The 23,511-nt window shown below is 39.2% G+C and carries 23 protein-coding genes; 13 read left to right on the top strand and 10 right to left on the bottom strand.

All coding sequences use genetic code 11. The features are described from left to right. Nucleotides 1–42: 42 nt before the first annotated feature. The 3 genes from agaR to proS form a co-directional block, all read right to left on the bottom strand. Nucleotides 43–804 (bottom strand): transcriptional repressor AgaR, encoded by a 762-nt coding sequence (gene agaR / locus ACK8HY_RS03015; protein ID WP_077435476.1) that lies wholly within the window; start codon nt 802–804, stop codon nt 43–45. Nucleotides 805–1,039: 235 nt separating this feature from the next. Continuing rightward, the gene (locus ACK8HY_RS03010) at nt 1,040–1,828 is read right to left on the bottom strand and encodes a GDP-L-fucose synthase (protein WP_416132737.1); all 789 of its coding nucleotides are present in this window, start codon (nt 1,826–1,828) and stop codon (nt 1,040–1,042) included. Nucleotides 1,829–1,838: 10 nt separating this feature from the next. Further along, a complete protein-coding gene (proS, locus tag ACK8HY_RS03005; RefSeq protein WP_416132736.1) occupies nt 1,839–3,311 on the bottom strand; it encodes a proline--tRNA ligase in 1,473 nt (490 codons plus the stop codon). 178 nt (nt 3,312–3,489) lie between these two features. On the opposite strand from proS, the gene ACK8HY_RS03000 reads away from it, so the two are divergent. The 6 genes from ACK8HY_RS03000 to purH all read left to right on the top strand — a co-directional run bounded on the left by ACK8HY_RS03000 (nt 3,490) and on the right by purH (nt 10,437). Next, nucleotides 3,490–4,653: a hypothetical protein gene (locus tag ACK8HY_RS03000; protein ID WP_416132735.1), complete on the top strand. Its 1,164-nt coding sequence runs from the start codon at nt 3,490–3,492 to the stop codon at nt 4,651–4,653. Nucleotides 4,654–4,724: 71 nt separating this feature from the next. Then, nucleotides 4,725–6,323 carry an OmpP1/FadL family transporter gene (locus ACK8HY_RS02995; RefSeq protein WP_077435484.1) on the top strand — a complete coding sequence of 533 codons (1,599 nt, stop codon included), beginning with the start codon at nt 4,725–4,727 and terminating at the stop codon, nt 6,321–6,323. 113 nt (nt 6,324–6,436) lie between these two features. Then, complete coding sequence (locus ACK8HY_RS02990; protein WP_416132734.1) at nt 6,437–7,192, top strand: hypothetical protein; 756 nt, start codon at nt 6,437–6,439, stop codon at nt 7,190–7,192. Nucleotides 7,193–7,203: 11 nt separating this feature from the next. After that, on the top strand, nt 7,204–8,121 hold the full coding sequence (locus tag ACK8HY_RS02985) for a LysM peptidoglycan-binding domain-containing protein (protein ID WP_416132733.1): 918 nt from the start codon (nt 7,204–7,206) through the stop codon (nt 8,119–8,121). Between the two features lie 35 nt (nt 8,122–8,156). Further along, nucleotides 8,157–8,795 (top strand): uridine kinase family protein, encoded by a 639-nt coding sequence (locus ACK8HY_RS02980; RefSeq protein ID WP_077435490.1) that lies wholly within the window; start codon nt 8,157–8,159, stop codon nt 8,793–8,795. 115 nt (nt 8,796–8,910) lie between these two features. Next, complete coding sequence (purH, locus tag ACK8HY_RS02975; RefSeq protein ID WP_416132732.1) at nt 8,911–10,437, top strand: bifunctional phosphoribosylaminoimidazolecarboxamide formyltransferase/IMP cyclohydrolase; 1,527 nt, start codon at nt 8,911–8,913, stop codon at nt 10,435–10,437. A 52-nt stretch (nt 10,438–10,489) separates the two neighbouring features. Here the strand turns inward: purH and ACK8HY_RS02970 are convergent, their stop codons facing one another. Then, nucleotides 10,490–10,861 (bottom strand): YkvA family protein, encoded by a 372-nt coding sequence (locus tag ACK8HY_RS02970; RefSeq protein WP_077435494.1) that lies wholly within the window; start codon nt 10,859–10,861, stop codon nt 10,490–10,492. Between the two features lie 311 nt (nt 10,862–11,172). Then, nucleotides 11,173–11,298 (bottom strand): hypothetical protein, encoded by a 126-nt coding sequence (locus tag ACK8HY_RS02965; protein ID WP_262507816.1) that lies wholly within the window; start codon nt 11,296–11,298, stop codon nt 11,173–11,175. An 870-nt stretch (nt 11,299–12,168) separates the two neighbouring features. On the opposite strand from ACK8HY_RS02965, the gene ACK8HY_RS02960 reads away from it, so the two are divergent. Together ACK8HY_RS02960 and ACK8HY_RS02955 are read left to right on the top strand one after the other, a co-directional pair. Continuing rightward, nucleotides 12,169–13,947, top strand: coding sequence for a hypothetical protein (locus ACK8HY_RS02960; RefSeq protein WP_416132731.1), 1,779 nt, complete (start codon nt 12,169–12,171; stop codon nt 13,945–13,947). Nucleotides 13,948–14,205: 258 nt separating this feature from the next. After that, complete coding sequence (locus ACK8HY_RS02955; protein ID WP_077435498.1) at nt 14,206–14,916, top strand: DUF4397 domain-containing protein; 711 nt, start codon at nt 14,206–14,208, stop codon at nt 14,914–14,916. 106 nt (nt 14,917–15,022) lie between these two features. On the opposite strand, the gene ACK8HY_RS02950 is transcribed toward ACK8HY_RS02955, so the two are convergent. Next, complete coding sequence (locus ACK8HY_RS02950) at nt 15,023–15,328, bottom strand: FtsB family cell division protein (RefSeq protein ID WP_077435500.1); 306 nt, start codon at nt 15,326–15,328, stop codon at nt 15,023–15,025. Between the two features lie 237 nt (nt 15,329–15,565). Between ACK8HY_RS02950 and lpxB the strand changes: the two genes are divergently transcribed. Further along, nucleotides 15,566–16,681 carry a lipid-A-disaccharide synthase gene (gene lpxB, locus ACK8HY_RS02945; protein ID WP_077435942.1) on the top strand — a complete coding sequence of 372 codons (1,116 nt, stop codon included), beginning with the start codon at nt 15,566–15,568 and terminating at the stop codon, nt 16,679–16,681. A gap of 56 nt (nt 16,682–16,737) precedes the next feature. After that, nucleotides 16,738–17,373 carry a hypothetical protein gene (locus ACK8HY_RS02940; RefSeq protein ID WP_077435502.1) on the top strand — a complete coding sequence of 212 codons (636 nt, stop codon included), beginning with the start codon at nt 16,738–16,740 and terminating at the stop codon, nt 17,371–17,373. 78 nt (nt 17,374–17,451) lie between these two features. Here the strand turns inward: ACK8HY_RS02940 and ACK8HY_RS02935 are convergent, their stop codons facing one another. The 4 genes from ACK8HY_RS02935 to ACK8HY_RS02920 are packed head-to-tail and all read right to left on the bottom strand — an operon-like array spanning nt 17,452 to nt 20,533. After that, complete coding sequence (locus ACK8HY_RS02935; RefSeq protein ID WP_416132730.1) at nt 17,452–18,531, bottom strand: DUF3810 domain-containing protein; 1,080 nt, start codon at nt 18,529–18,531, stop codon at nt 17,452–17,454. A 6-nt stretch (nt 18,532–18,537) separates the two neighbouring features. Further along, nucleotides 18,538–19,596, bottom strand: coding sequence for a nucleoid-associated protein (locus ACK8HY_RS02930; RefSeq protein ID WP_416132729.1), 1,059 nt, complete (start codon nt 19,594–19,596; stop codon nt 18,538–18,540). A gap of 9 nt (nt 19,597–19,605) precedes the next feature. Continuing rightward, nucleotides 19,606–20,229 (bottom strand): histone deacetylase, encoded by a 624-nt coding sequence (locus ACK8HY_RS02925; protein ID WP_416132728.1) that lies wholly within the window; start codon nt 20,227–20,229, stop codon nt 19,606–19,608. Further along, on the bottom strand, nt 20,141–20,533 hold the full coding sequence (locus ACK8HY_RS02920; protein ID WP_416132727.1) for a hypothetical protein: 393 nt from the start codon (nt 20,531–20,533) through the stop codon (nt 20,141–20,143). The genes ACK8HY_RS02925 and ACK8HY_RS02920 overlap by 89 nt, the downstream gene beginning before the upstream one ends. Before the next feature lie 174 nt (nt 20,534–20,707). Here ACK8HY_RS02920 and ACK8HY_RS02915 point away from each other — a divergent pair, with 174 nt between their 5' ends. From ACK8HY_RS02915 to ACK8HY_RS02905, 3 genes are read left to right on the top strand one after another with little or no spacing between them, the layout of a single operon-like run. Then, on the top strand, nt 20,708–21,349 hold the full coding sequence (locus tag ACK8HY_RS02915) for a YceH family protein (RefSeq protein ID WP_416132726.1): 642 nt from the start codon (nt 20,708–20,710) through the stop codon (nt 21,347–21,349). 3 nt (nt 21,350–21,352) lie between these two features. Beyond that, nucleotides 21,353–22,543: an MFS transporter gene (locus tag ACK8HY_RS02910; RefSeq protein ID WP_416132725.1), complete on the top strand. Its 1,191-nt coding sequence runs from the start codon at nt 21,353–21,355 to the stop codon at nt 22,541–22,543. Between the two features lies 1 nt (nt 22,544). After that, complete coding sequence (locus ACK8HY_RS02905; protein WP_416132724.1) at nt 22,545–23,432, top strand: DUF72 domain-containing protein; 888 nt, start codon at nt 22,545–22,547, stop codon at nt 23,430–23,432. Nucleotides 23,433–23,511: the final 79 nt, after the last annotated feature.

The following is a 23,511-nucleotide window of genomic DNA, read 5'->3' as shown; positions in this document are numbered from 1 at the left end:
ATGTCAGCTTATCGCAATAATCTGAAGCGTACCGACAGCCCCCTAGACAACGACCACATGCACACCGGACTTCTCCAACGATTCAACAAATCCGGCATTCACTTTATCATCTGTAATCAATATATCAATTTTTTCAAAGCCACAAATCCGTCCAAAGCTGCGTCTTCCAAATTTGGACGAATCAGCTAGGACAACTACCTTTTGGGCCGTATCGATCATGATACGATTCAATTGAGCTTCCTGTGCACTGGATGTTGACACACCATACTCCAGATCTATTCCGTCTACCCCTAAAAACAATTTACTACAATAAAAGTCATGCAGTAAATTTTCAGCATATTTTCCAGTGACTGAGGTGGAAGTTTTTCGTAATGTCCCTCCCATCTGCATAATTTCAACTGATGGGTATTTAATTAACTCCATGGCAACGTTCAGCGCCGAAGTGACCACAGTAATATTTCCCTTAGGTACAATCTGCCTGGCCAACGATTGCATGGTGGTCCCGGAAGCAATAATAATTGAATCATTTTCTTCAATCATCTCAGCAGCCTTCTTCCCGATTCTACTTTTATCGTCCGAGCGAAGTTTCTCCTTTTCAAATACCGTCCGGTCCGTCGTATACGGATTGTACTGTGTCGCTCCGCCATGCGTCCGAAAAAGCAGACCACTCTCTTCTAAAAGCGTGAGATCCTTGCGGATGGTAACAGAAGATACACCCAGTTCCTCGCATAGGTCAATCACTTGGACTATACCTACCTCTTTTAATTGTTTTAAAATATATTGATGTCGCTCTACGTTTGTCATGGTTCTTTTATATGCGCTAAAATATTAAATCTACCAGTTGTTTATCTATACAGATACATTAAGAAAATATAAAATATCAATGAAAACCATTACTGGATCGTAGCTTCAGATATTCTATACCAATTTCCCTAGTAGAACTGACGTTAAAATAACGAATTTATTTAATTATTTATACTCTGTACAAAGAGAATTATACTTTATTCTAAAAAGATAACGTTTTTGGGTTTCAACAAATTCAAAACTCCAAGGGATTGGGCCAAATATACTGGTAATCAAGCTCCTTTTGAAGCAGGCTTCCACTCACTACTTTTTGAAAATGATCCCCTGGTTCAAATCGCAATGGCAGATCGAAACCATACTTTTGTGCAGAGGCCAGGATCACATCCTTTTTCTTTGGGTGCATTGGGGCCACAACATTATAAACGGCATGTCTTAGGTCCTTGACAGAAGCCAAACTAATCAACCGCACAACATCATCCAGATGGACAAAATTAGCGAGCTGTTCACCCGTTGTGCAGATACGATTGGCAAAATACTTGGCAAAAACGCGATTTTTACCAAATAAGCCCCCAAGTCGATAGACACAGGTGTTGGGCAGCGCTAGCATCTGCTGCTCAGCCAAAAAAAGTTTTTCGGAAAATTCTATGCCAGATGAATCCAATTCATGATAGACAACATCTTTATCCGGGTATATTCCAACGGAACTTAGAAACAACTGTTTGGTCCATTGGATATTGTCAAGAAATCTCGAAATATTGGAAAAACGCACCTCTAAAGCAGAAAGGCTGTTTTTTTGGCTAGCAGGAACACTATTTAACACAAAGTCGAATTGGCTTGGAAAAAGCATATCCGGTAACGTATTACTGTTGTCAAAGTCGGCAATAAATGAAAAAATACCATCAGTTTTAAGCCGATGGTATTTTTCATATTGTGTTGTACTTGCCCAGACCTCATGTCCCTGATGCTTCATATCCATGGCAAATGATTCTGCCAGCCATCCACATCCTAAAATGAGTATCCGCATAAGTCAAATATTAATAAGCTTTTGCAAATAAAACGCGACGGCGAGAAGGTTTACCCGTGAAGATACAAACACCATCCTCCTCTTTGGCATCCAAAGGAATACAACGGATTGTAGCCTTTGTTTCCTCTTTCACACGTTTTTCTGTTTCTGTCGTTCCATCCCAATGACAAGAGATAAATCCACCTTTACCTTCCAGCACTTCTTTAAACTCATCATAAGAATTCACCTCGGTAAAATGGGATGCTCTGAAATCCAATGCTTTTTGGTAAATATTTTCCTGTATTGCCTGCAACAGCTTTTCGATATTGCCTGCCAATCCCTCTTGCGCTACCGTTTCTTTAGTTTGGGTATCACGACGTGCTAGTTCTACAGTTCCATTTTGCATATCTCTCGCACCAACAGCAACACGTACAGGCACCCCTTTCAATTCCCATTCCGCGAATTTGAAGCCCGGACGCTGTGTATCACGATCATCGTATTTCACCGAAATATCCTTGGTCTTCAATTCGCTCATTAACTGATCCACAAATGTGTCAATCTGCGCTTTTTCTTCTTCCGTTTTAAAGATCGGAACAATAACAACCTGAATTGGAGCCAATTTTGGCGGCAATACCAAGCCTTGATCGTCGGAGTGCGCCATAATCAATGCGCCCATCAAACGGGTAGAAACACCCCATGATGTCGCCCATACATGTTCAAGTTTCCCCTCTTTAGACGTGAATTTTACATCAAAAGCTTTTGCAAAGTTTTGTCCAAGAAAATGTGATGTACCAGCTTGCAACGCCTTTCCATCCTGCATAAGCGCTTCGATACAGTAGGTATCCAAGGCGCCGGCGAAGCGTTCATTTTCCGTTTTCCGGCCACGTACAACCGGTACAGCTAAAATATTTTCAGCAAATTCTGCATAGACATCAAGCATACGTTCGGTCTCCTCAATAGCCTCTTCCCTCGTAGCGTGTGCCGTGTGACCCTCCTGCCATAAAAACTCCGCTGTACGCAAGAAAAGACGCGTACGCATTTCCCAACGGACCACATTTGCCCATTGGTTAACCAAAATTGGCAGGTCACGATAAGATTCGATCCAACCACGGTACGTATTCCATATAATCGTTTCAGATGTCGGACGTACGATTAACTCTTCCTCCAATTTTGCATCTTCATCCACCACAATCTTACCGGTACCATCGTTTTTTAATCTATAATGTGTGACTACCGCACATTCAGTCGCAAAACCCTCTACATGGGCTGCTTCTTTAGAAAAAAACGACTTGGGGATGAATAAAGGAAAATAAGCATTGCTATGGCCTGTTTCTTTAAATCTCTTGTCTAAGATCGCTTGCATTCTTTCCCAGATAGCATATCCGTATGGTTTGATCACCATACAGCCCCGTACAGCTGAATTTTCAGCCAGATCAGCTTTGATCACAAGTTCATTGTACCATTGCGAATAATCTTCTGCACGACTTGTTATTCCTTTACTCATATGAAATTGATAAATTATTGTAACATTATTACGTTAAATCTCGTCTGTATTTCCAATACAAAAAGCGTTCAATAAAAAATATTTGTATTTTTGATTACTTCGATTAAACCCCCTCGAGAAATTTGCGTCTAAGATAGTAAATAAGGCTGTATAATCGAAAATAACGATTTAGGATATTATGAAAAAAAATAGATTATTTATCGGAGCACTTGCCATGACAGGAGCATTTATGTTAGGTTCCTGCGGTACGAGTAGGCAAATCTATAGCGACGATGTCTATGGCAATAATGGACAGGCTAGACAGAAAGTCTATCAAAGTCCGGATTACTATTACACAGATGCAGATCAGGTTCAACAAGGAGGACAAGCTCAGGGCGGTTACTATGATGATGAATATTCAGACCAGGATTATAACAATGATTCCTACGAAGATCTAGAATATGCAAACCGTATAAATAGGTTTTATTATGCGAGCCCAGGGATGACCTATTTTGATCCCTTCTTCGATCCATGGTATGGCTATGGATTTGGTGGAATGTACGGATATGGTCCTTCCTTCGGCTTAGGTTGGGGTTGGAATTCGGGTTGGGGTTCTTCATGGTCTCTTGGTTTTGGCTGGGGCTGGGGTTCCGGTTGGGGCTGGGGATCTCCTTGGTACGGTGGTTACCACCCTTGGGGCGGCTGGTATGGCGGTTACTGGGGATCTGGTTGGTATGGCAACGGCTATTGGGGCGGTGGCTACTGGGGCAGTTCAAGACCCTATTATGCTTCATCCCGATCAAGTTATAGAGACAACTACAATGTACGGACCTCTTCTTCCCGCACCAGAAGTTCGGGAAATTATGACCGCACGGGGGTAGCACGCGATTCCAGAGGACGTATTACTTCAGTAGCTAGTACACGATCAAGTGCCGGTGGTCGGACAAGATCATCTGACGGTTCTATATCACGTAGTTCTTCTGCCTATGACAGATCAAATGGCAGAACCAGATCTACGGACGGTATCTCAACTAGAGGCGGATATACAGATGGTGGCAGAACACGCAGCTCTGATAGATCCAATGGAACTTATCCAAATATGCGCAGCTCAAATGGGACTTCCAGAACCCGTACAGGTTATGGTGATGTTTCCCGTCCGATGAGCCGTTCCATGGAAACTCGTTCAAGCAATCCAGGTTCAACATCAAGGCCATCTTACACACCTCCAACAAGAAGTTATGATGGTGGATCTACACGCTCAAGTGGCGGTTTTTCCGGTGGTGGTAGCACTAGATCCAGTGGCGGATTCTCTGGCGGTGGCGGTGTTGGTAGCACCAGATCCAGCGGTGGACGTACACGCTAGTAATAAAAATAGCTTACAGTAGCATGCAGCACCCTGTGTGCTACTGCTTATTATAGACGATATTTTAGCTTATGACAATCAAAAAATTACTTTTTGGAACTGCATTTTTAATCGGTGCAGCAGGGACCGCTCAGGCGCAATACACGAAAGATGTGCTTCTATTTTCCCAAGGGGACAATGGCGGTACCGCTCGTTTCAAGGCCATGGGAAATGCTTCGACCGCTCTGGGTGGTGATATTAGTTCAATTACAGGCAACCCGGCTGGTTTAGGATATTTTAATCAATCAGACATCTCTGTAACAGGTAGATACCTTAATAATAAAAATAAAACCGATTATTTTGGACAGAATACCATTAGCAGCAAAAATAATTTCAACCTGGATAACGCTGGAATTGTTTTTCATTTGCCAACTTACCGGAATGGAGGAAACCTCGAAACAGGTTGGTTGAACTTTAATGTTGGTATTGCTTACAACCGTAATTATGTTTACAATAATCTATTGCAATATAGCGGAATAAACACAGATAACTCCATTTCCCACGCATATGCTGATCAACTGAATTCCCCAAATGGAATGAATGGCTGGGGACAAGAGATTTACAACAATTCATATCTATTTGATTTTGATAAAGCTTATCAAAACCCATATAATCCGATCGTTGCGGGGGCAAATTTTGATGGAAGAAACGGGCTGAAGCAGGTAAATTCTATTCTGGAAAAAGGCAGCAAATCCGAATCTGTCCTGTCTTTCGGAGCAAATTACAGCAATAAATTGTACTTAGGGGCAGCGTTGGGATTTACAGCTTTTAGTTATGACAATTCAAGCTGGTTTACAGAGTATGGCCAGACAATGAATGTCGCACAAATGACAAAAGCGAATCCAAAGTCCGACTTCTTAAAACCAGGCGCCGAATATGCTAGTAAACGTGAAATGTTGGATAAGGACTATGAGTTGTACGATGACTATGCACAAGTGACCGACGGTACAGGTGTAGATTTCAAATTAGGGGTAATATACAAGTTTACACCTACCTTCAGTATGGGTTTTACAGCGAAATCACCGACATTTATGAGCGTCAGAGATGAGTCTTACAGCAATTCGGAGTTCCGTTATTTTAAGCCAAATGAAGATAAGTCTTTTAAAGAATACCGCACCAGCGATAAAGCAGGTTATAGCTATTTAGAGTATAATATGAATACACCATATAAACTCTCCGTAGGCGCCAGTCAGGTATTTTCCAGCGGCTTGATTACCGCGGATGTAGAATGGGTGGATTATGGAGCGATGCGTTTCAAAGATGCTGGGGCTGCTAATAAAACCTTGGAGAAAGACATGAACCAAAACATTAAAAACGCGTACCAAGGTGCATTTAATGCGCGTATCGGTGGTGAAGTTTTGTTTGACAACGTCTTTAGTGGTAGAGCTGGTTTCAACTATAGTGGTAACCCCTATAAAAATGCAGATTATACAAACTATACCGCTTCTGTGGGTATAGGTGCAAAACTAGGTCGTGGGATGTATATCGATTTGACAGGAGCCTATAATGCTGTCAATTACAAAGAAAGCCCTTATACTATCGATGAAGATTTTTGGAACACTGCCAGCCCTGCCGCAGATATAAAAAATCAACGAACAAATGTCGTTTTGACAATCGGTTCAAAATTTTAAGCGATTTTTCTCGATAAAACGTCCAGCCCGTCTGGACGTTTTTCATTTATTACAATCCCACCAATTATAATTTAAAAGCTTTTAGTAAATTTGTCCTCTTGGTTGAAAATCACATGACAAATCAGAAAGTCTCAAAAGCGTTCAATGTTCTATTTACTTATCCCATCTGGCGGATCGAGATCGATGCCGAGAATAGACTGATAGCGATAGAGACGAGGAATCCAGCAGACACACTCCCCTATTTTAATGTGATTTCTTTTGAAGGGGCTAATATTCTTCGGGACTTCAAAGCCATCAGCAAAGAGTGGGTATTGGCTGGAATTCAATGCCAGAAACTGATCCTAAAAAAAATCTCGGATACTTCACCCATCGATGCTGGCATCCAAATTATAGACTGTTATCAACCTCAACGACAGGAAACCTGGTTTAACTACATTTTTCTCGAGATGGTCAGGGATGCTATCCTGCTTAGGCCCAAAATGATCGCGCAAGGATTGCAATTGTTTTTAGATCTAAAGACAATGTCCATAGAAGATAAAAAGGAGGCATCTTTTAAACCTTTTGACAGCCAAATAGTCTACCCAGTAATTTACAATGGTCAAACACCCCATTTTTTGACAGATTTCACAATAGATGACGAAATTTGGCTAAATGTTTTGGAGGACTATTTTATTTGGGCTTTCTATGAAAAAAACAACGATAATCACTATCAAATCCGGATAGTTCGATCAACAAAAGATAGGTTAATTGACGCTGTTGTTGCAGTAACTCAATTGCCGCTAAAGTTTTTCAACATCTATTTTCTTGTTAACAAACAAATATTCCTTTTGACAGACAATAAACGGGAGTTTGTTTCGTATTTAGTATAATTGCAAAATATATGAAACTATTATTCGAATTAAATACATATAAAAAGGTAGCCATTTTATCAATTTCTATGCTATCTCTTCAACAGGTTGAAGCTAAAAATTTCACTTTCACACCGACCACCGCGATCCCCGACTCCGTTGGGACAGAAGTAGTCAATGGTGAAGAATTTGTCCTTTTCAAAATAGAAAAAGGAGATAATTATTACCAACTCAGCAAAAAATACAAAACCACGGTGGGGCAGCTGACGCAGATAAATGGAAACGGTACATTAAGTATCGGACAGATTGTTAAAGTCCCAACTGGTCGAAAACCAAGTCCTATTGCGAATAAAACGCCTAACAACACAGCACAACAGAATCCGCGTGATCCACAACAAGGTTTTACGGCATATATCGTTGGCGAAAAAGAAACCTTATATGCCATATCCAAAAGATTTGGTATCACTGTCGAAGATATCAAAAAAGCCAACAACCTAAAAAACAATACCATTAGTGGTGGTATGAAATTAATGATCCCAAATCAACCGCTACCGCCTGAAAGGCCAAAATTGGTTGAACCTAAAGGCGTTGAAGTCGTTGCTTCCGATTCTACAAACGATGACGATAAAGAAGAGAATCAGATTTCAACAAACCGCTACGGAATACGTGAAAAAGCTGAGCGGGGCATCGGTGTCTGGATGGATGGTTTGTCCTCCCAGGGAACAAGTAATCTCGCCCTCCATAAAAGTGCGCCCGTAGGGACAATCCTAAAAATCACCAACCCAATGACTAAAAGCGTTACGTACGCAAAAGTAGTCGGTAAATTTAATGACAATGCCGAAAACCAAAATGCCATTGTTGTGTTATCAAAGTCCGCAGCGGCAAGTATTGGAGCATTGGATAAACGCTTTCAGGTAGAGATCGCCTACGGATTACCTTTAGAAAATTAATTAAAATAAAATAGCTCTTGCAGCGCAAAACAAGAATGAATAACAAACCGTATGTCATAGGGATTGCCGGAAGCAGTGGTTCTGGAAAAACTTTTTTTTTGAATAGCTTTTTGAAACACTTCAAAACTGATGAAGTGACATTGATTTCCCAAGACGACTATTACATTCCTGCCAATACAAAAACGCAGGAAGAAAATAGACTCTATAATTTTGATATCCCCACATCCATAGACAGAGAAGCTTTCTATAAAGACATCAAAGCACTCTTTAATGGAGAGACAATTTATAAAGAGGAATATACATTTAATAATCCTTCCTTAACACCAAAAATGTTAGAGATAAAACCGGCTCCGATATTGATTATTGAAGGACTTTTCATTTTCTATTACACAGAAATAAATGCGCTTATAAATCATAAGATATTCTTGAGCGCTGATCAGGATATCGCACTCAGAAGAAGACTGCATCGCGATTTGGTTGAACGTGGTTATTTTGAGGATGATGTGATGTACAAATGGGTGAATCACGTCCTCCCCTCCTACAACGAGTATTTATTACCGTTTCAGGATTCTTGTGATCAGGTCATATTCAATAATACAGACGAGCCTGAACCGATTTGGGATATTACCAATCAGATTTCTGAAGAGCTAAAAACAAAACTTAATTTAGTATAACGTAGATAAAGACGGGCTTAGGTATGAATAAGCCCGTCTTTATTTAAAAGTGCTTGATTTATTGACATCAAGATTTTAAATTCATATCTTTGCGCCACGAAACAAATCCATCATAATGAACCATCCTGTAAAGATTAAAAATGCTTTGGTTTCAGTCTATTATAAAGACGGCCTAGCTCCTTTAGTTGAATTATTAAACAAATACGGTGTTACATTCTATTCCACTGGTGGGACAGAAACATTTATCAAAGATTTAGGTATAGATGTCGTTCCAGTTGAAGACCTGACCAGCTACCCTTCGATTTTAGGAGGCCGTGTAAAGACCTTACACCCAAAGGTGTTTGGTGGAATTTTAGCGCGCCGTCCGCTTGAATCGGACCAACAGCAACTTGCTCAGTATGAAATACCAGAGATCGATTTGGTTATCGTAGATTTGTATCCATTTGAAGAAACCGTTGCTTCTGGAGCTTCCGAGCAAGATATCATCGAAAAAATCGATATCGGTGGAATCTCATTGATTCGTGCAGCAGCGAAAAACTTTAATGATGTTGTGATCATTTCTTCCAAAAATGATTATAAAGCGCTTGAAGAGATCCTAGCCAACCAAGAAGGTCATACTTCTTTGGAGCAACGTAAGGAATTTGCGAAACGTGCCTTCAATACATCATCCCATTATGATACAGCAATCTTCAATTATTTCAATCAAGAGAATCCAATTGAAGTTTTTAAACAATCCGAGCAAAACGCTCAGGTATTGAGATACGGTGAAAACCCGCATCAAAAAGGTGTTTTCTTTGGCGACCTGGATAACATGTTCGATAAATTAAATGGCAAAGAGCTTTCGTACAACAACCTTGTTGATGTAGATGCCGCTGTGGCTTTAATCGACGAATTTGAACAACCAACGTTTGCGATCCTAAAACACACCAATGCATGTGGAGTGGCGTCAAGACCAACAATTAAACAAGCTTGGTTAGATGCCTTGGCCTGCGATCCAGTTTCAGCATTTGGCGGTGTTTTAATCACCAATGGCGAAGTGGATGGCGAAACAGCAACAGAAATCAATAATCTATTCTTCGAGGTTCTCATCGCACCTTCCTATTCGGAGGAGGCAATTGCTATTCTTACGGCCAAGAAAAATAGAATTATCTTGGTTCGCAAAGATGTAAAACTACCTAGCCAACAGTTCAAAACCTTATTGAATGGTGTCATTCTTCAAGATAAGGACAATACAATTGAGGGGCCTGAGCAAATGGTAACGGTAACAACAGTAAAACCTACAGCTGAACAATTGGAAGATTTATATTTTGCGAATAAAATTGTAAAACATACAAAATCCAATACCATTGTCTTTGCTAAAAATGGTACCTTGTTAGCATCGGGTGTTGGCCAAACATCAAGAGTCGATGCCTTAAAGCAAGCCATTGAAAAAGCAGTTTCATTTGGTTTTGACTTGAAAGGTTGTTCAATGGCATCAGATGCTTTCTTTCCTTTCCCTGACTGTGTAGAAATCGCATCGGAGGCAGGTATTGCAGCCGTATTGCAACCGGGTGGTTCGATCAAAGATCAATTATCCATTGATATGGCTAATGAAAAGGGCATTGCAATGGTAACTACTGGCGTGAGACATTTCAAACATTAAGAACAATTCAATCACCTCATAAAAAAAGCTACTTTTTACAAAGTAGCTTTTTTTATTTGTTGACCGGCCAGCCCAATCGCTCTGATTTGTATCGTTCGATTTCTTCCGAAAGTTTCCGGATAGCATAGGCAACAATAGCAACGTCATCTAACCAACCCCCTACAGCAATAAAATCCGGAATAGCGTCTACAGGAGAAACCACATAAATAATCGTCCCGATAATAATGGATAGATTCCAGCTATTCATTTTAAACTTTCCCGTAATTGCATCCTTGCACATGGCGATCAGTAATTTAAAATCGTCAACATAACTACCAAGATTTTTGGCCTTAGATTCTGCTTGTGACAGCTCCGCTTCCGTAATTTTACGATGTCTAAAGCGCTCAAACATACCCGATGCAATCTTTTTGATTCTACTGTTCATAACTCAAAATTATCAATAATTTTTGATTAGCCAAACTGTTCCCTTCGTCCCTATAGTCTCTCATTATCTTAATCTATATACTGATCATTTTTCCTATTCCCCGTGACACGTCCTAATAACCTACTGACCATAAAACTGCCTACAGTCCTAGTGCAGCCATTAATATTGTCTGTACAATATCTCCAATAGAAAAGCTCACCCAGGTAGAACATATCCTACCGCCTAATGCCGAAATAATAATACATTCCATTTCATAATATCTTCCTTTCCAAATCGAATTGTCATATTCTTTCCTTTTTGATTTTCGTCCGTTAATTGTTCGGATAGGACTGTCTCTTTATCTGCCCAGGATCGGAAACTTTAGGAAGACTCCCATATTCCTTTAAAGCCTTCTTCAAAATTCCCAATCCAACCACGAAATATTTTAATATATTCATTGCTTTGGCCTGAAATTTTATCATTGATCTATACGAGCAGCTTACAAGAGTAGTGACTTTTAAAATTGTCAAAAGAAGGATGACATCAAACTGAGATCATATTTCAGAATAATGTGAGAAATCTAAAGTTAAATTGCGAAACAACTTTATATTGTCATGTTTTAAAAATGTGCTTTTAGTTTTTAATTGTTTATCGAATTTTGACTCAGTTATATATTTATGTTATTTCGTCTGAATACAGAAAAAAGAGATTTTCCATTAAGATCATCTTTCAAATTGAACGAGTCAGCACACAGCATAATATTGATTATCACCCAGAGATTCGTTTGTTAAAACCGTGTTACAAGCGGTAATCTGATATATTCATACCGCATAAATAATTTCGTGCTATTATTCCTTGTTGACCTAAGTACTAGATCTTATGGATAATGTATACACATACTATTCTTCATTTAACCTCGGCCTTACAGCCCAAGTATAAATAATGCACTTCACTTTTTTTCGGATTTAACTACCTTATTTTTAAAGTATTTCATAAAAAAATAGTCAATTTCTCGGGTTCTTTGATGCAAAATTATAGTTTGGAGAAAAATAAATTATCTTGATCCGCTATTGTGTAACATCTTTTGATACTATCCCATAACGGATGTCATCCGTGCGGAACTTGATTGTTCCCTCCCATCCACAGCATCTACATTCATCTTTCATAAATCCATTAAAAAATAAATCACTGAAAGAAATAATATTATTAAAAAATCTACACTTTTGTGTAGTATTAATAATGAAACACAAAACTTAACTTTAGATAAATAAAAAACTACACTCTAGCTACAATAAATAAATTAAAGAAAAATATAAAAATAAATATATATGAACAAAAACTTTTTAATTCTGCCTCTATCGGTATTTCTTTTAAACATTTCTTGTAAAAAAGACATACAAAATCAATCCGAAAATATGCTCAACACTGAGAGTTCGACCGAGAAATCCAATCTACAAACCTTTTCAATAATTCTGTCCAAGGCAGTAAGTAAAAATAAGCCTTTAAGAGATTTCATAAAGGCCGAAGCATTAAAACAAAAAGATAACGACTTTGATGTTATATATGAATTATGCAAAAACGAAAAAATAGCTGACAATAAAACATTCAGGGATATTTTAATTGAAAATGAAACTTTCGAAGGAGCTATTACAAAAATTGAGACAGAACTACCTACAATTACAGTCCTTGTCCCGACATTACCAAATGATAGTTTTACTCCCTACAATTGGTCCACTGAAAACCAAATACCGATGATAGGTTATGTAAATAATACAGATGTGAACATGTATTTAAATGGTGAAAAGAGTATGACCTTAAAGAACGGACAAGTCCCTGGATTTCCCACCCTAGTGGTGAAAAATAACGAAAGAATAAGAATCCGTGCCGCTGGGATAAAAGCATCAAGCAAGTCCCCCTTAAATACAACTCAACTCGAATTCGTTCATGAAGCTTATGATGGCATAAATAATCCAACTAAACCCTATTCGGAAGCTAAAGCAGAATCGATTACAAAGTTAAATGCATCTGCAACTAGGTTAGCTTCAGCAAATATAGCTTCCAATACATTCGATGCTCCTTATTATTTTGAAACGTCGCAAATTTTAACAGATGCCTATAACAAATTTTTGCCACAAAATGGAGGTTGGCAAAGAGATTATATCTATTATAATTTAGAAAATACTCCAGACGCGAAGGGCGGCTTAAACCAAACAATGACTGAAAGTATAATGGCAATAAAAATTAACCCAAGCGCATTAAGCATAATACAAGATGAAGGAGATCCGACTTATAATACAAATTTTACCATCAGAGCTAACGAAGGCGTTTATTCCACTGCCAAAATGTGGACAGAAGGTAACTTCGACGTACAGATAGATGTTGTCACCAGTGATGTACAGGGTGGTGGATCAGCGATTTCACAAGTTCTCTCAATTCCGGCAATAGAACTCTTTGATGTTCAGTATACGACACAAGGTTATGGAAATCCTAGATACGGTGATTATACAACTGTTTATACTTTTAAGGAAGTTTTACCAAAATATTATTACTGTAACATTCCAATTAAGGAGTGGAATCTGCAACATATGGGTTACACCTGGAAAATCTCAGTAAGAGAAAATGACAAAGCAACTACTTATATTGACAGCGAAAAAGTTTCTACCAAATTTGCTACTAATTTTTCAATAGAACCTGCTACAGGGATATTAAAAAAAATAGGCCTTAAATTTGGGGCCTCCGCTGAAAAAGTACAAGAAGTAACATCTACCGTTCAAAGAACGCAAGAAAACGATTTTATAGGTGATGCTCTAGTTAGTTTTGGCGACGCAGTACTAACTTCCGGTAACAAACTGGAAGATACTCAGATAAATTCATTTATAGTAGATCTTAAGACCAAGGCTAGAAGAGAATCTGCTACAAAATATGTAAATCACGTTGCTACAGCGAGAACTGGTACTAATCCTAGAAATCCAGGCCCGCCACCTTTTTATTCAGCCGAGCAGAATGACATCAAAGCAACGGCTAAAAATGTATATTCATTATCTAACTTTAATAAAGTTTACAATAATAACTTTGAAATCGTAATGGTTCCGGTATACAAATATTAAAGATTTACAATTAAGATAACTTTGGCCAATAATCATAATAAATATGCTTATTGGCCATTTTTTTGTTATTAATCTTTATATATTTCAATTCCTTATCTCAATGAATAAAATAATCTTTAAACTTGAAATGCTAATAACAATACAACCACAATTTTATTATTTTTACAGCCAACTGTAGCAAAGTGTATCTCATCTCCGTATAATAGACAACACAAGCGCAATGTGTTTTACACAAAAAGATTTTAATATTACAAGGTTATGAAAAACTATAGATTATTTAATTTTATTGCTATCGCAGTAGCGACATTCTTCCTATCCAGTTGCTTAAAAGATAACGACAACCAACGAATTCCAGGTGCGTTATTTACCATGGTCAATGGGTATACTGACGCCAATGCGGTTGTATATTACGCCGACGGGGGGCCATTACAAAGTCCATATTATCCCTTGGATTTTAAAAGCTATAGCCAAGTAGGCCTATTTACGGGGGCTAGAAATATAAAGATATCATCGGAGTATAACAGTGCCCTGGTTGATACGACAGTGACGATCAAAGACAGTACAATTTATACCTCATTTGTTTATGGTAACAAAGCGAAGCCAGTGCAGGTGATTACAACCGACAAAATCAACAAAGAAATTAAAAACACGGAATCCGGTGTACGTTTCTTTAATTTTGCTGAGGGAACTGACCAAGTAACCCTACAAATCGGTACCCAGGCTTCTCCGACAGAATGGACCAACCGTGCAAAAGAAACACAAAATTCAGCGACGGCTCATCAAGGTTTTATCGCACAAAAAAGTGGAACCTTTACAGTTATTGCTAAAGATAAAGCTGGGAAAACCATTGCAACCCGTAAGGATATCAAATTGGTCGAAAATTATTACTATTCATTGATATTGATCGGCAAGGCAAATGATGAGAAAAAACCGCTATACATTGGTTTAGTAGCGCAGGCTGCAAATTAAAATACCCCTTTTCTATATACTAAAAAAGACCATCGTATTCATATGATGGTCTTTCTTTATTTTGTACAATATACCGCTCTAACGGATAGCCCTTTTTCGCTGAAAACTAAGGTGTTTCTTTGGGCGCAACTTTAGAGACCACATAGATATCCTCATTATCCTTTTTCATCTTATATTTCTCCCGTGCAATACGTTGCACCTCCTGTGGATTGGATCGAATGTCATTTATCGTTTTTATAATCGCTGCATTTTCTTTTAGATAAAAGGACCGCTCTGTCTCCAAGTTGGCTTTTTGCTTTTGATAACTGTATTGTGTCGCAAAATCATTTCGATCAAAAAACAACATCCACACCAAAAAAGCCAAAGTGGCTAATAAATACTTATTTCTTATTAAAGACCATAATCGTTGCATAGGACAAAAATACTATTTAGCTTTTATACTCCTGATAATTTCTTCCAAAGTTAAACATCTTTAATAAAGATATGGAATAATGTACTCAAATTCATCATATCCTTAGAATAATCTTATCTTTAACAATTCGAAACAACATTAATATTCCGATGAAATATCCGTATTTGAAAAGCATAAATAGCGTGAAAAATAGAATGGATGTTTCATATGGCCATTAAAAGAATAAATCATTTACATATGAAATACTATATCATTGCTGGCGAAACATCAGGTGACCTACATGGAGCCAATCTCATCAAAGCACTTAAAATAGAGGATCCCACAGCTACATTCAAAATAGTTGGCGGTGATTTAATGCAGGAAGCCGCTGGAGAAAATGCATTGATACATACTTCAGCGATGGCTTTTATGGGTTTTGTGGAAGTTTTGAAAAACCTGGGCAAAATAGCTAAAAATTTGAAAGCAGTAAAAAATGATCTGTTGAAAGAAAGACCCGATGCTGTTATACTCATCGACTTCCCAGGCTTCAATTTAAAAATTGCCGAATTTGCCAAAAAACATGGTATCAAAACATGTTATTATATTTCACCAAAAGTATGGGCATGGAATCAGGGGCGTGTGAAAAAAATCAAAAAAATTGTCGATCATATGTTCTGCATTCTACCTTTTGAGGTTGATTTCTATAAAAAATGGCGGATGCCGGTCGATTATGTGGGCAATCCCCTGCTCGATGCTATTTCAGCCTATTCTTTTAATCCGAAATTCAGGGATGAAAACGGTTTTACAGACAAACCAATCATCGCCTTACTGCCGGGCAGCCGAGAAATGGAGATTTCCAAACTTCTTCCCATTATGGCCGAACTCCCCTACTTCTTCCCCGTGCATCAGTTTGTCATCGCCGGTGCACCTAATTTTGCCGAATCTTATTACAAACAGTTCATGAGGGGGATCGATATTCCGGTTATTTTCAATCAAACATATGATATCCTAAACAATGCGGAGGCCGCAGTAGTCACCAGTGGTACCGCGACACTGGAAACAGGTATATTAAAAGTTCCGCAAGTTGTCGTATACAAGGCAAATGCAATATCGGTTTGGATTGCCAAATTAGTGGTTAAAGTGAAGTTTATTTCATTGGTAAACCTGATAAACAACTTTCTATCTGTAAGAGAGTTAATTCAAGAAGATTGCACAGCATACGATATTTCGTTTGAGGTCGGTGAACTGATAAACAACAAGGCACATCGGGCGAGCGTGTTAGAAAATTACGATATCCTCGCCGAAAAACTGGGCACACCGGGTGCCTCGGAAAAAACGGCTAAATTAATTGTAAAATATCTTAGTAAAAATTAAACTCTTTGGGCTTTCAATTGTCAAACTACTAATTAGTTACATATAATTAAAGCTTTATGAAATCGAAATTTATTTTAGGCTTTCTTTTTTGTGTCGCATTTACCTTTGTGGGTAAAGCGCAAGAAACACAGCATTTCTCCAAGCTTGAAATTGGAAAAAAAGCCAAGAAAAATATTGACAGCAAAGACTCCACCGCAGTTATCCATATTGATACATTGATCATGAAGGATAATTCCACCCTTTCCTTTTACGGAAAGAAAAATGTCAAAATCACCATTGGTTACGCGGAGATCGGAAACAAGGCAACTTTCTATGGGACCGATGGTAAGAATAACGGCGCCAATTTTGATATTAACGCCAATTTTCAAAAATTGGGTTCACTGTATATTATTGCGAAAGGCGATGATGCATTTAATGGAACCAAAACATTCCCTAATGGAAATGGTGGCAAAGTGAAAGTTACCCTGGCAACAGGAAGTATAAAGCCACAGGCAACAGATAAGAAATCACCAAATTATATCTATGCCGATGTCGTAGCGGGCGGCAGAGCTGTCAATGCAAACACAGATTTGAGAAATATCTATGATCGGATCAAAACCGCTCCTACAGGCCTTAGAGGTTTGCCACAAGGGCAGATTTACTCCGGTAGCGCAGGGACGGAAGGTTCCTTTGAGCTGATTTCTACCCAATAGGGAGAACGGGACAACATAAGCTAAAAAAGCATCAATATGCATATTGATGCTTTTTTAGTGTCTGTTTTTTTTACAAATTTAATGACAGCCTCTCCTTTTTAGTTCATAGGCCAATACCAATCTTGTCATCCGGTCGTATCTTGCCATTCCCTCCTTCTGATTGTTATGTGTTAGGTATTGATTGTAAAACAATCCCATCAGATCGTTGATCCAACCGGTATAGTCACTCCAAAATAAGCGTTCATCAGCGATATCAGCCAGTACCAGCTTGCTTAATCTTGTTTGATATTCCTTCGAAAGATCTGGATACATGCCGCGCAATTCTCCAAGCATATACAATGTTGTTTGCAAATAAGCGGAATAGCGATAAAAGGATTGCGGATGATGCTGCAATCGGACAAAAGCGATAAAATTGGCTTCATCCTCAAACCCTACCCCTTGTTGGTGGGCGAGCTCATGTACATATGTAAACGGAAAAGATAAAGCTGGCATGGCATAATTTACCTGCGCTTCGTGTGTAAATGGATTGAAATAACCTGAAACACCGAAATACGAAGCAACCACACTGTTTAGAGGCGATTTGGCCTGTACCTGGCTACCTGATAAAAAAGATGAAAATGTAGTATCATTTTTCACCCAATTCGCTAGATCCGCCCGTATATGATCTTTCCGATCTGCCCATTGTGCAGGATTGACCTGTTCCCGCAAGGCATTTGTACTATCCAGGTATTCATCGAGTACCATGAGATAGTCAGCAAGCTTCATGCTATCAACCTGCAGCTTTGCATTCACACTGATCGGCTTCCGATAATAATTTAATCCCCAGGAGATATAGAAAAAAATATATAGCCCAAGCAATAGGTTTACGATAAATAAAAAGGTTCGGCAGGCATCCGACCATTTTTTACCCCATAGCTTGCGTATAAGATTAACCAGCCAATAGAGCAGAAAAATAACCGTGAAGGCGTAAAAAATATCCCCTATGCTAAAGGGAATATAGCCAAAAATAAATTTTGGAATATGACCATAAAACCGATAAAATCCCCGTGCATAAAATTCCTCGATCCATAAACTACTGCTTTCGATCAACGATAAAACGAATAGCAGCCCGATGAATGATCCAAAAATAAAAACAGCTATTTTATCGCGCTTTGTCATAAATTATTAGCTTTCGTTTTCGAAATAGACCTTATAATAGTTCATCCCTTTATCTTCATCAAATCCCTTCTCAAGGTATTCCCGTTTTCCATGCACATAGATATGAAAGTTCTTGTCCAATTTGAGTACAGACTTGTAGGACGATTCCATCTTTTTGACAGCTTTATCCGCTATTTCGAAACTTGACTGAAAGGGTGAATCAAATTCATTTTCAAAGCCAGCTTTATAGTCCTGGAATAGGGCTATCGCCTGGGGATTTCCCAACACTTCTTCTTCAAATTCCTCCTGAACAAAAGTTTCCTTTTCTTTAAAGTAGTTCATGGATTTATTCATCAAATCAATCTTATCGGCCTTCTCCAGTTCAAATGTTTCATCGAGTTTCTCCTGAACAAAATTCTTATAGACTTTTAAGTAGTTGCCTGTCTGATTGAAATTGTCGTTACGCACGCGCAGTTTTAGAAACTCGTCTTTCCAATACACCGCTTCCTGCTGTCTATTGGTCTGATCCAGTACCAGCACCTTATAGCCCTCCTCTTCCTCAACATTGATGATAATACATCCTTTGTCCAACTTGTTGATGTTGATTGCCTCCTGCTCATATTCCAAGGTGAAAGCCCCTTGTTCAGGATATACCTTTAGGTAAGTCTCTTTGTTTTCCGATTTAAATATACCAATAGCATCGTGTTCCTCGCCTTCAATCTGCACATTTTTTAACGCTACCACATACACTTCCCCTGCTTTAATCTTGGGATGGTTGGACACCTCATATAGGTGTTTCGAGATCTGCTGAGAAAAATCGTGAAAGGGTAACTGCTCCTTAAAGTACTGGCGAACAAAATAGAACACCTCGTTCAGATCCAGTTCTTCATTGGGATGATATAGACGATATACTTCGTTCACTTTCGCAAAGGGGCTCATAAAGTACTGCATCAAAAGTCCGGGCAATACTTCATCGCCTTCAAGGGATACAGGGGCGTCAGACAGGATATAAAACTCATCCTGTGCTTTGTTTCCTACACGGTGTATAGATAATGCTTCAAAAGTTGCGTCTTGGTGAAAAAACATATTCTTATTTTATAAATTATATAAATCTATTGCTATTTTAAATGTTTGACAATGTGCATTGACAATATCTTTGATCTGCGGAGAATAGCCGCCCCCCATGCTTACCTGAACAGGAATATGCTGCTGATGACATAGTCCCAATACAAGTTCATCCCTTCGCGCGCAGGTTGCTGGACTTAAATTCAATTTTCCTAGTTTATCGGTTCCCAAGATATCTACACCTGCCTGATAAAAAACTAAATCAGGCCGGATACGCTCAAATAAATCCCGCAGATTCTCATCCAGGATCTCCAAATATTCTTTATCTGTTATATTTTCAGCGAGTCCGATATCTAAGTGAGAACGCTGCTTGATAAAGGGGTAGTTCTTCTCTCCATGCATCGAAAAGGTAAACACCTGCTGATGCCCTTCGAATATATGCGCTGTCCCATTGCCCTGATGTACATCCAGATCAATGATGAGTATTCGATTTGCAAGCTTCTGTTGTAATAGATAACCTGCAGCTGTCGCTTGATCGTTCATCAGGCAAAAGCCTTCACCGAAATCATGGCCAGCGTGGTGGGTCCCACCTGCAATCGTAAAAGCTACCCCATATTTTAAGGCATAAGCTGCAGCCTGAATCGTTCCATCCAAAAATATAGCGTTCGCGGTCTACTAAGCTCTTGCTTAAGGGAAATCCGATCCTGCGTACCATTTTTGCATCCAAAGTCAAATCAAACAGTTTCGTCACGTAAGCCGGGTCATGGACCAGACAACAGGTTTCAAAACTCGCCAGCTCAGGTCTGAAAAAATTAGCTTCATTGGCCAATCCCTCATGTCTCAGCTGCAGCGGGATCAACTCGTACTTTAACATCGGAAAGCGATGTCCTTCTTTGACCGGATGGATAAACTCGGGATGAAAAGCTATCTTAAGCACTTTAAATCTTATTTTATTCATGCGAAGATAATAAAAACTAAAGCAATCCCATTTTATCCAACAATATCAATCGGATATTTTGGAGTTGTATAGGAAAAAGGGCATCTTTGGGTAAGAACAAATCTTCAGTTTGATGTCAGCCGTCGTTTGACGTTAAACTTATATTCGATCATAAATAGATACATTAAAAATAATATGGAAACGACTAATTTGCCTCAATTGTCTGCAATGGAACAGCGTGTCCTAGGCTCCCTGATTGAAAAATCAAAGGTAACCCCCGAATATTATCCAATGACAATCAATAGCTTACAAGCCGCATGTAATCAAAAAACTTCACGCAAACCTGTCGTTCAATACAGCGAAGAAGACATCGTCAATACACTGGATATCCTGAAAAAGAGAGGGTTGATTTCGACCGTTATCGGTGGTGGATCCCGGGTCACCAAATATAAGCACAATTTTGCCATACAGTTTCCTCTCGTGCCATCCGAACTGACTATTATTTGCCTATTACTTCTCCGTGGGCCAATGACAGCCGGTGAAATCAATTCAAATGCCGGAAGATTATACGAGTTTGAGTCCTTAGGTGAAATTAATGAACAATTGGAGAAGCTTGCTCAAGAGGGCTATTTGAAAGCTCTTCCCAAACAAGCCGGACACAAAGAGGTACGTTATATCCATCTGCTGGGAGATGTAAATATGGAAGCTTTTGAAAGTAGCAATAATCCATCAAGTGGGGCCGCAGATCCTGCGCTATTGGAACGTATCGGACAACTCGAACAGGAAGTCGCTGAATTAAAACAGAAGTTTCAGGAATTGTGGGACGAACTACATTAATCGATGACGAATACCACTGATTCCAAAGCAGGATTATCCCAGGCAACCTTATGGTTGATGACCATTGCTACAGGCCTGGTTGTCGCCAACAACTATTATAATCAGCCACTACTGGGACTAATTGCCAAAGACCTAGATCTTAGTGAAGCCACAGTAAGCAATTCAGCCATGTTAACACAAATTGGTTATGCCTGTGGACTTCTATTGATTGTTCCCCTGGGCGATATGTTTAAGAGAAAGAAAATGATCTTAATTGATTTTATATTCATTATTCTCTCATTGGCCGGAATGGCACTTTCCCAGTCTATTGCAGCTATCCTCAGCTTTAGTTTTTTGATCGGATTTACGTCCGTAATACCACAGGTTTTTGTTCCTATGGCGGCAGAGCTCGCCTCGAAGGGGAAACAGGCAGCTGCTATAGGTATGGTCATGTCAGGGTTATTGATCGGTATCCTATTATCGCGCGTGGTCAGCGGATTTGTCGGTTCCTACTTTGGCTGGCGCGAAATGTATTGGATTGCTACGGTGATCATGATCATTACTGCAATGGCCATCGCGATCAAATTACCCGAAGTTAACCCTAATTTTAAGGGCACTTATAAGGAATTGATGCTTTCAGTATGGAACTTTGCCAAAAAACAACCGGTGCTGCAATTGGCTGCATTTCGTGGTGCAATGGGATTTGGCGCCTTTTCAGCCTTCTTTACAACCCTGGTATTCCATATCCAAGGGCCACCATTTTTTGACGGTCCAGCTACCGCTGGTGCATTTGGCCTTGTGGGTGCCTGCGGTGCCCTTGCAGCTGCTTTTGTCAATCGGATGACCGTATACATGGGTACCGCAAAAATTATCCGCTACGCAATACTATTGATGATCTTTAGCTGGCTGCTTTTTGCGTTATTCGGCAACTATTATTGGGGTCTGATCATTGGGGTGATCCTCATCGATCTTGGATTACAGTCCATGCACATCTTAAATCAGAGTGATTTCTACGCGCTCAATCTTGGCGCCAATAATCGCCTGAACACCGTTTATATGGTCAGTTATTTTATCGGTGGTTCAACAGGCACCTTTTTTGCTGCGCAAGCATGGCAGCATTTCCAATGGCCGGGGGTTATTGCCGTTGGCACGACATATAGCCTTTTAGCTTTGCTCGCACACTTATTATTTGATCATAAACTAAGAAAAAACTAATATGAAATTTGGCCAAGTAGATCATCCCGAAGAGGTAGATTTCACCCTACCAGCTACTCCAAAAGAGACTTTAGCCCTTTTACAGCATTTCAAAAATAAAGAACCATTTGAAGTATATGTCGGCTGTGCAAAGTGGAACAAACAGGATCTAAAGGGTTTTTATCCAAGAGGCACAAAGGACGAACTTGTTTACTATGCCAATCAATTTAACAGCATCGAACTCAATGCCACCTTCTATAATTCACCCAGCCTGGAGCAGGTAGAAACCTGGAAGAAGAAAACTCCGGCAGATTTTAAATTCTTCCCCAAAGTTCCACAGTCGATCAGTCATTTTAGCCGATTGCTTAACGCAACGGATAAAGTCAAGTTATTTACAGATGCTGTGGTTCGATTTGATGAAAAATTAGGTATGGTCTTTCTGCAAATGCATGACAACTATAGCCCAAAAGACATGGTGCGGTTAAAATTATTCTTGCACGACTGGCCAAAAGATGTTCCCTTAGCATTGGAAGTCCGAAATAAGGACTGGTTCTCAAAAGCTGAAGTAACGAATGAACTCTATACCTTGTTGGAGGAGACCGGTGTGACCAATGTATTGGTGGATACGGCGGGCAGAAGGGATATGTTGCACATGCGGATGACTACACCTGTCGCCTTTATCCGTTATGTCGGCGCCAACCATGCATCGGATTACGCGCGTCTGGATAATTGGATAGAAGTACTAAAACTTTGGCGGGATAATGGATTACAGAAACTGTATTTCTTTATCCATCAGAATGTTGAAATTGAGTCGCCTCTGCTGGCAACCCACTTTATTAAGAAAATGAATGAAACATTTGATTTGAACCTTAAATATCCTAATAAAGCAACAGGCAATACCTTATTTTAACGGGGTATTCTCTTTTCCAGAATAAAACTATTCCTAAAAAAAGTAAGGCCTAATCCGTGGATTAGGCCTTACTTTTTAG

It is taken from the genome of Sphingobacterium sp. NGMCC 1.201703 (assembly GCF_047784615.1).
Taxonomy (GTDB): Bacteria; Bacteroidota; Bacteroidia; order Sphingobacteriales; family Sphingobacteriaceae; genus Sphingobacterium.
This window is presented reverse-complemented; position numbering and strand designations above follow the sequence as displayed.